Origin of the sequence: Luteimonas huabeiensis HB2, from assembly GCF_000559025.1 — a bacterium.
GTDB lineage: Bacteria > Pseudomonadota > Gammaproteobacteria > Xanthomonadales > Xanthomonadaceae > Luteimonas > Luteimonas huabeiensis.
The window spans coordinates 1-8,577 of record NZ_JAAN01000039.1; the positions used below are offsets into that span (position 1 = coordinate 1).

The 8,577-nt window shown below is 70.3% G+C and carries 5 protein-coding genes; 3 read left to right on the forward strand and 2 right to left on the reverse strand.

Going from position 1 to position 8,577, the window contains the following annotated elements:
• Window positions 1-151: 151 nt before the first annotated feature.
• Window positions 152-2,842 carry a pyruvate dehydrogenase (acetyl-transferring), homodimeric type gene (aceE, locus tag Z164_RS0116025; protein ID WP_024891692.1) on the reverse strand — a complete coding sequence of 897 codons (2,691 nt, stop codon included), beginning with the start codon at window positions 2,840-2,842 and terminating at the stop codon, window positions 152-154.
• Between the two features lie 361 nt (window positions 2,843-3,203).
• On the opposite strand from aceE, the gene Z164_RS0116030 reads away from it, so the two are divergent.
• Genes Z164_RS0116030 through Z164_RS0116040 form a run of 3 tightly spaced genes read left to right on the forward strand, consistent with a single transcriptional unit; the run spans window position 3,204 to window position 5,840 of the window.
• On the forward strand, window positions 3,204-5,021 hold the full coding sequence (locus tag Z164_RS0116030; RefSeq protein WP_024891693.1) for a sensor histidine kinase: 1,818 nt from the start codon (window positions 3,204-3,206) through the stop codon (window positions 5,019-5,021).
• Window positions 5,018-5,458, forward strand: coding sequence for a response regulator (locus Z164_RS0116035; RefSeq protein WP_024891694.1), 441 nt, complete (start codon window positions 5,018-5,020; stop codon window positions 5,456-5,458). The genes Z164_RS0116030 and Z164_RS0116035 overlap by 4 nt, the downstream gene beginning before the upstream one ends.
• Window positions 5,459-5,462: 4 nt before the next feature.
• Complete coding sequence (locus Z164_RS0116040; RefSeq protein ID WP_024891695.1) at window positions 5,463-5,840, forward strand: response regulator; 378 nt, start codon at window positions 5,463-5,465, stop codon at window positions 5,838-5,840.
• Between the two features lie 110 nt (window positions 5,841-5,950).
• Here Z164_RS0116040 and Z164_RS0116045 read toward each other — a convergent pair whose 3' ends face one another.
• Window positions 5,951-8,236 (reverse strand): NADP-dependent malic enzyme, encoded by a 2,286-nt coding sequence (locus Z164_RS0116045; protein ID WP_024891696.1) that lies wholly within the window; start codon window positions 8,234-8,236, stop codon window positions 5,951-5,953.
• Window positions 8,237-8,577: the final 341 nt, after the last annotated feature.

Sequence of the window (8,577 nt, forward strand, 5' to 3'; positions counted from 1 at the left end):
GTCCTTAAGATACAAGGGCGCTCTTGAACGCCGCGCCGTGCCCCTGCAGCCCGGGAATGTTAGCCGAGGCGATGCGCGCTCACGCTCGAGCGGCGACTTCTTGAAAGGAAAAGGCGGCCAGAAGCCGCCTTTTTCCGACTTGCCCAGGGGCTCAAACCCCCAGCGGATTCGCCTTCTCCGCGTCGATCCTGTACAGCTTGATCGCCCGCGAGACGTCCTTCGGGGTCATCTTGCCGTCCTTGGCCAGCGCGGCGATGGCGGCATGGGCGATGTGGAAGCGGTCCACCTCGAAGAAGCGGCGCAGGTTGGCGCGGGTGTCGGAGCGGCCGAAGCCGTCGGTGCCGAGCACGGTGTAGGTCATCGGCACGAAGGCGCGGATCTGGTCGGGAATCGCGCGCACGTAGTCGGTGGCGGCGATCGCCGGGCCCTGGCGGCCTTCCAGCAGCTCGGTCACGTAGGGCTTGCGCGGCTTCCGGGCCTCGGGATTGAGCCGGTTCCAGCGCTCGGCGTCGAAGCCGTCGCGGCGCAGCTCGTTGAAGCTGGGGCAGGACCAGATGTCGGCGGTCACGCCGAAGTCCTTGTCCAGCAGCTCGGCGGCGGCCATGGCCTCGCGCAGGATGGTGCCGCTGCCCAGCAACTGCACGCGCAGCTCGCCCTTCTTGGGCTTGCCGGCATCCTTGAGCAGGTACATGCCCTTGATGATCCCGTCCGCGGCGCCCTCGGGCATGTCCGGGTGCGGGTAGTTCTCGTTCATCAGGGTGATGTAGTAGTACTCGTCCACCTGCTCTTCCAGCATGCGCCGCATGCCGTGCTGCAGGATCACCGCGACCTCGTAGCCGAAGGTGGGGTCGTAGCTGCGGCAGTTGGGCACGGCGCCGGCCAGCAGGTGGCTGTGGCCGTCCTCGTGCTGCAGGCCCTCGCCGTTGAGCGTGGTGCGCCCGGCGGTGGCGCCGAGCAGGAAGCCCCGCGCGCGCATGTCGGCGGCCTGCCAGGCGGAGTCGCCGATGCGCTGGAAGCCGAACATCGAATAGAAGATGTAGAACGGCAGCAGCTGCAGGTCGTTGGTGCTGTAGCTGGTGGCGGCGGCCATCCAGCTGGAGAACGCGCCGGCCTCGGTGATGCCTTCCTCCAGCACCTGGCCCGCGGCGTCCTCGCGGTAGTACATGAGCTGGTCGCGATCGACGGGCTTGTACTTCTGGCCCTGCGGGGCGTAGATGCCGAGCTGGCGGAACATGCCCTCCATGCCGAAGGTGCGCGCCTCGTCGGCGACGATCGGCACCACGCGCGGGGCGACCTGCTTGTCGCGCAGCACGATCCCCAGCGCCTGCACGAAGGCCATGGTGGTGCTGATGGCGCGCTCGCCGGTGGACTTCAGCAGGCGATCGAAGACTTCCAGCTTGGGCGCGGCCAGCGACTGGCTGGCCTTGCGCCGGCGCTGCGGCAGGAAGCCGCCGAGCTGCCGGCGGCGCTCGCGCATGTACTGCACTTCCTCGGAATCTTCGCCGGGGTGGTAGAACGGCACCTGGCCGTCCTTGAGCTGCTCGTCGGCGACCGGGATCTTGAAGCGGTCGCGGAAGGCGCGCACGGCCTCGTCGTCGAGCTTCTTGGTCTGGTGGGTGGGGTTGAGCGCCTCGCCGGCGCTGCCCATGCCGTAGCCCTTGACGGTCTTGGCCAGGATGACCGTCGGCTGGCCCTTGGTGCGCACGGCCAGGTCGTAGGCGGCGAAGACCTTGTGCGGATCGTGGCCGCCGCGGTTGAGCCGCCAGATGTCCTCGTCGGACAGGTTGGCGACGAGGTTGGCGGTCTCCGGGTACTTGCCGAAGAAATGCTCGCGCGTGTAGGCGCCGCCGAAGGCCTTGCAGTTCTGGTACTCGCCGTCGACGGTCTCCATCATCAGGCGCTTGAGCATGCCGTCCTTGTCCTTGGCCAGCAGCGGGTCCCAGTAGCTGCCCCAGATCAGCTTGATCACGTTCCAGCCGGCGCCGCGGAAGCTGCCTTCCAGTTCCTGGATGATCTTGCCGTTGCCGCGGACCGGGCCGTCCAGGCGCTGCAGGTTGCAGTTGATGACGAACACCAGGTTGTCCAGGCCCTCGCGGCCGGCCACCGAGATCGCGCCCAGGCTCTCGGGCTCGTCGGTCTCGCCGTCGCCCAGGAAGCACCAGACCTTGCGGTCGGTCTTGGGGATCAGGCCGCGGGCTTCCAGGTACTTCCAGTTGCGCGCCTGGTAGATGGCGGCGATCGGGCCCAGGCCCATGGAGACGGTCGGCACCTGCCAGTAGTCGGGCATCAGCCACGGGTGCGGGTAGGAGCTGATGCCGCGGCCGTCGACCTCCATGCGGAAGTGGTCGAGCTGGTCCTCGGTGAGGCGGCCCTCCAGGAACGAGCGCGCGTAGATGCCGGGCGAGCTGTGGCCCTGCACGGCGACGAGATCGCCCGGGTGCTCGCCCTCGGGGCCGCGCCAGAAGTGGTTGAAGCCGACGTCGTACAGGGTGGCCGCGCTGGCGAAGCTGGCGATGTGGCCGCCGAGGTCGCCGGGCTTGCGGTTGGCGCGCACCACCATGGCCATCGCGTTCCAGCGGATGATGGAGCGGATGCGCCATTCCAGGTCGGCGTCGCCCGGCATCCGCGGCTCGAGGTGCGGCGGGATGGTGTTGATGTACTCGGTGGTGGGCGAGAACGGCAGGTGGGCGCCCGCGCGGCGGGTCAGCTCCACCATGTTCTGCAGCAGGGAATGGGCGCGCTCGGGGCCGTCGGCGTCGATGACCGCCTTCAGCGACTCCACCCACTCTCGGGTCTCGGCGGGATCGGGGTCGTTCTGCAGCAGATCGGTCAACCAGTTCATCGTCTCGGGCTCCGCGGGGCGGCCGCGCGGCCGCGCCAGTGCTTCGGGTGCGTGGGCCCCCGATTCTAGCAGGCGCCCCGCCCGCCCCGCCCGCTCCCGGAACGGGCGAAAACCCCATGCGCGGCGGCGCGTCGAACCCGCCCGCCGGGACGCCCGCGCGACCCGGCGCGGTCCGGGCGCGTCCCTCGCCTTGACGCCGCCTTCACACCGATCCGACATGATTCGTCGGTTCGCACCACGGCACGGGGGATCCGCGCCGCCGCCGCCCGAGCGATGGGCGATCCACGCGCCGAACCGGGGGGAAGGGCCGCAGGGATGCCGGCGTCCGGAGCCGTCCGACGTCGCCACCGCTGCCCACCGCATGTCCGCTGTCCTTCCATCCGCCACCGCCTGGTCGAAACTCCGCCTGCCGGCCCTGGTGCTGGCGATCGCGCTGATCGTGATCGGCCCGTTCCTGCTGATGCGCACCGCCAGCACCAGCAGCGAGCGCGCCTGGAAGCGCGTGAACCACACCTACGAGGTCGAGGCGCGGCTGCAGGCGCTGGCCGCCGACGTGCGCAACGTGGAGTCGGCCGCGCTCGGGTACGGCTACGGCCTGCCGCCGGAGCGGCTGCAGGAGCGCATCGACGCCAGCCGCCCGCGCATCGCGCCGGGCCTGGCGGCGCTGGAGGCGCTGATCCACGACAACCCGCAGCAGCAGATCCGCTTCGGCCGCCTGCGTACCCTGCTGGAACTGCGCCTGACGCAGGTGGACCGATTGCTGGCGGCGCAGGGCGACGCCGATCCCGCGGTGGTGGAAGAGCTGCTGACGCGCTACCCGATCCACCGGCTGGTCGAGGAGATCGTGGCTGAGGAGCGCACGCTGCTGGCCGACCGCCTCGCCGAGGCGGAGGCCGCCAGCGCCCGCGCCCGGCTGCTGAGCTGGGTGGCGGTGATCGCGCAGTTGCTGCTGCTGGGCGCGCTGGGCTACTTCCTGCTGCGCGAGATGGCCCGCCGCCTGGAGGCCGAGGGCGGCGCCACGCGCGCGGCCAACCGCGCCAGCGTGATCCTGGACACGGTGCGCGAACCGATCGTGCTGCTGGACGCGCACAACCGCGTGGTGATGCTCAACGCCGCGTTCGCCGAGCTCTACGGCGTGGAGGGCGACGCCCGCGGCGTGCCGCTGGCGGAGCTGGGCGGCGGCGCCTGGAGCGATCCGCAGGTGCTGCGCCGGCTCACCGACGTGCTGACCCGCGACCGGGAACTCTGGGATTTCGAGATCACCCAGCGCACCGCCGAGAACGTCGAGCGGGTCATGCTGCTCAGCGCGCGGCGCATGCCGCTGCCCGACAGCGACGACCTGGCGGTGCTGGTCACCGCCAGCGACATCAGCGCGCAGAAGATCAACGAGCGCCAGATCCGCGAGCTCAACCGCCAGCTGGAGGGCAAGGTGGAGCAGGTCTCCGACGTGAACCGCGAACTGGAAGCCTTCAGCTACTCGGTCTCGCACGACCTGCGCGCGCCGCTGCGCCACATCGCCGGCTTCGCCGACAAGCTGGGCCGGCACCTGGGCGACTCGGTGGACGACAAGGGCAAGCACTACCTGGAGGTCATCTCCAGCTCGGCGCGGCGCATGTCGGCGCTGATCGACGACCTGCTGGTCTACTCGCGCCTGGGCCGCAGCGCGCTGCGGCTGCAGATGGTGGACATGCAGTCGATGGTCAACGACACCCGCTCGGTGCTCGATTCCAACGCGCTGGCCGACCAGCCCGAACACCGCATCGTCTGGCGCATCGCCCCCCTGCCCGTGGTGGTCGCCGACGAGAACATGCTGCGCCAGGTGTGGCTGAACCTGCTGGGCAACGCGGTCAAGTACAGCGCCCACTCGGAGCCGGCGCAGATCGAAGTGGGCTACGAGCAGCTCCCCGACGGCACCCACAAGTTCCGCGTCAGCGACAACGGCGCCGGCTTCGACATGAAGTACGCCGGCAAGCTGTTCGGCGTGTTCCAGCGCCTGCACTCGGCCAGCGAGTTCCCCGGCACCGGCATCGGCCTGGCCAGCGTGCGCCGCGTGCTTTCGCGCCACGGCGGCCGGATCTGGGCCGAGTCCGAACCCGGCCAGGGCGCCACCTTCCACTTCACCCTGCCTCCCACCGGCGACGTCAACATCGCCGCCACCCACCCCGAGAACGCGAAATGACCGAGATCCGCACGATCCTCCTCGCCGAGGACAGCCCGCACGATGCCGAGATGGCGATCGATGCGCTGCGCGAGGCGCACCTGGTGAACCCGATCGTCCATGTGGAGGACGGCGTGGAGGCGCTGGACTACCTGCTGCGCCGCGGCCGCTTCGCCGACCGCACCGATCCTGATCCCGCCGTGCTGCTGCTCGACATCAAGATGCCGCGCATGGACGGGCTGGAGGTGCTCAAGCAGCTGCGCGAGGAAGAATCGCTCAAGCGCCTGCCGGTGGTGATCCTGTCGTCCTCCCGCGAGGAGAGCGACCTGGCGCGCAGCTGGGACCTGGGCGTGAACGCCTACGTGGTGAAGCCGGTGGACGTGGACCAGTTCTTCGAGGCGGTGCGCACGCTGGGCAAGTTCTGGGCGGTGCTCAACGAAGCCCCGGAAGGGGAGTGAGGCGATGATGGACGCGCCGGGAGGGTGGCGCATCCTGATCGTCGACGATTCCCGCGACGATGCGGAGCTGACCGAGATCGCCCTGCGCGAGGCCGGGCTGCGCTTCGTCGCGCGGCGCGCCAGCACCGCGCAGGACATGGACGAGGCGCTGGCCGCGTTCTCGCCGCAACTGGTCATCTCCGACCTCAACCTGCCCGGGTTCTCCGGCGAGGAAGCGCGCGCGCTGGCGCGCGCGCACGATCCGGCGCTGCCGTTCGTGTTCCTGACCGGCGCGCTCTACGCGCCCGAGCCGCCGCCGGATGCCGACGTGCCGTTGCTGACCAAGGACGCGCTGGGCGAGCTGCCCGACCTGTTGCGCGGCCTGCTGCCGGAAGCCGAGTAGCCAGGGGTCAGGGACCGGAGGCCAGGGGCCAGGGAGAAGCGGCGAAAGCGCCCCCCCTGGCCTCTGGCCCCTGATCCCTGGCCTCTGGCCCCTGGCCCCCGGCCCCTGCCCTACTGCCCTTCCCGCTGCGCCTTGCGGATCTGCGCGTCCACCGCGGCGATGGCGGTCATGTTGACGACGCGGCGCGGGGTGGCGGTGGGCGTCATCACGTGCACCGGCGCGCTCAGGCCCATCAGGATCGGCCCCAGCGCGGCGCCGTCGGTCATCACCCGGACCATGTTGTAGGTGATGTTGGCGGCATCGAGGTTGGGCAGCACGAACAGGTTCGGCCGGCCCGACAGCGTGGTGTTGGGGAAGATCCGCCGGCGCAGCGGCTCGTCCCAGGCGGTGTCGGCCATCATCTCGCCGTCCACCTCCAGCCGCGGCGCGCGCTGGGCCAGGATCTCGCGCACCCGGCGCATCTTGGACGCGCTGGCGTCCTCGTGGCTGCCGAAGTTGGAGTGCGACAGCAGCGCCACCTTGGGCTCGATGCCGAAGAGCTTGAGCCGGTACGACGCCTGCAGGGTGCTCTCGGCCAGCTGCTCGGCGGTGGGATCGTGCTGCACGTGGGTGTCGAGGAAGAACCACAGGCCGCGGTCGTTGACCACGCCGGTCATCGCCGAAGTGCTCTGCACGCCCTGCTCCAGCGGGAACACGCTGCGGATGTAGCCGAGCTTCTTGTGGAAGCGGCCGACGATGCCGCACAGCATCGCGTCCGCCTCGCCGCGCTGGACCATCAGCGCGGCGATCAGCGCCGGCCGCGAGCGCATCAGGTTCTTCGCCGAATCCGGGGTCACGCCGCGGCGCTCGGTGATGGCGTGGTACTGCTGCCAGTACTCGTTGAAGCGCGGGTCGTCGTTGATGTTGGTCAGCTCGAAGTCGCGCCCGACCTGCAGGCGCAGGCCCAGGCGGCGGATGCGCGCCTCGATGACCTCGGGCCGGCCGATCAGGATCGGATGGGCCAGGCGCTCGTCGACCACGGTCTGCACCGCGCGCAGCACCTGCTCCTCCTCGCCCTCGGCGTAGACCACGCGCTGGCGATCGCCGCGGGCGCGGTCGTAGACCGGCTTCATCACCAGCCCGGTGCGGTACAGGAACTGGCCCAGCTTGTCGCGGTAGGCGCGCATGTCCTCGATCGGGCGCAGCGCCACGCCGGACTCCATCGCCGCCTGCGCCACCGCCGGCGCCAGCATGGTCAGCAGGCGCTGGTCGAACGGTCGCGGGATGATGTACTCCGGGCCGAAGGTCGGCGTCTCGCCGCCGTAGGCGCTGCCGAGGTCGCTGGCCTCCTCCTTCGCCAGCGCGGCGATCGCGCGCACGCAGGCGAGCTTCATCGCCTCGTTGATGCCGGTCGCGCCGACGTCGAGCGCGCCGCGGAAGATGTAGGGGAAGCACAGCGCGTTGTTGACCTGGTTCGGGTAGTCCGAGCGGCCGGTGGCGATGATGCAGTCCGGGCGCACGCGCTTGGCGTGCTCGGGCAGGATCTCGGGATACGGATTGGCCAGGGCCAGGATGATCGGCCGCGGCGCCATCGTCTCGACCATCTCCGGCGTCAGCACGCCGCCGGCCGACAGGCCGAGGAAGATGTCGGCGCCCTCGACGATCTCGGCCAGCGAGCGCTTGTCGGTCTCGCGCGCGTAGCGGGCCTTGTCCGGGTCCAGGTTGTCGCGGCCGGCGTAGAGCACGCCGTCGCGGTCCACCGCCAGGATGTTCTCCGGCCGCAGGCCCAGCGCCACCAGCATGTCCAGGCAGGCGATGCCGGCCGCGCCGGCGCCGGCGGTGGCCAGGCGCACGTCCTCGATGCGCTTGCCGGCGATCTCCAGCGCGTTGATCACCGCCGCGCCCACGATGATCGCGGTGCCGTGCTGGTCGTCGTGGAACACCGGGATCTTCAGCCGCTCGCGCAGCTTGCGCTCGACGATGAAGCATTCCGGCGCCTTGATGTCCTCGAGGTTGATGCCGCCGAAGGTCGGCTCCAGGCTGGCGATGATCTCGACCAGCTTGTCCGGGTCGCGCTCGTCCACCTCGATATCGAACACGTCGATGCCGGCGAACTTCTGGAACAGCACGCCCTTGCCTTCCATCACCGGCTTGCCGGCGAGCGGGCCGATGTCGCCCAGGCCCAGCACCGCGGTGCCGTTGCTGATCACCGCGACCAGGTTGCCGCGCGCGGTGAGCTCGCTGGCGGCGCGGGGATCGGCGGCAATCTCCTCGCAGGCGTAGGCCACGCCGGGCGAATACGCCAGCGCCAGGTCGCGCTGGGTGAGCATCGGCTTGGTGGCGCTGACCTTGATCTTGCCCGGGGGCGAGAGGCGGTGGTAGTCGAGGGCGGCCTGCTTGAAGTCGTCGTTGGACATCGAAAGGGGTCTGCTGGCGGCGGAAGCGGAAGGGACCTGGATTCTACCCCGCTCCTCCGGGGCCGGCCGCCGGGCGGACACGAGCCGGCGAACGCGGCGGAAAAAGGCCGAAGGGAGCCGGCGTCGTTTCCATCGGGCGGCACCGACGACCGGGCGTTTCCTGGGGCGTATCGGCTTTCAGCGCGCAAGGGCGATCCCGCGAGCGCGGAGCACCTTTTTTTCCTTCCCCCGCAAGCGGGGACCATCCTGTTTTTCCCTTCCCCCGCAAGCGGGGGAAGGTGCCGAAGGCGGATGGGGGCACGCCGCAGGCGTCCAAGGCAGCCCTCATCCGGCGCTGCGCG